Here is a 257-nt window from a genome sequence, read left to right as displayed (position 1 = left end):
GAAAAAGTGCGCCCGCTTCTGAACATCATTGAGCAGGAAAAAGACATTTACCGTCTGCTTCGCAAGCAAAGCCAAAAAGGGGTGCAGGTGTCGATCGGCCGGGAAAACGAATTGCACGGCATGGAAAACTGCAGCCTCATAACGGCACCATACCCGGTCGGCGAGGAGCAGCTCGGATCGATCGCGATTCTCGGGCCGACGCGCATGGAGTATTCGCGCGTCATCACGGTGTTGAACCGGGTCGCTTCCGATTTGTC

The 257-nt window shown here is 56.0% G+C and carries 1 protein-coding gene; it reads left to right on the top strand.

Translation table 11 applies throughout. The features are described 5' to 3' along the window. Positions 1-257, top strand: a 257-nt coding sequence (locus tag HKX41_12285) for a heat-inducible transcriptional repressor HrcA (protein NNC24914.1), incomplete at both ends; no start/stop codon positions are given.

It is taken from the genome of Salifodinibacter halophilus (assembly GCA_012999515.1).
Classification (GTDB): domain Bacteria; phylum Pseudomonadota; class Gammaproteobacteria; order Nevskiales; family Salinisphaeraceae; genus Salifodinibacter; species Salifodinibacter halophilus.
The sequence above is the reverse complement of the archived record's forward strand: the minus strand, read 5'-3'. Positions and strand labels throughout refer to the sequence as shown.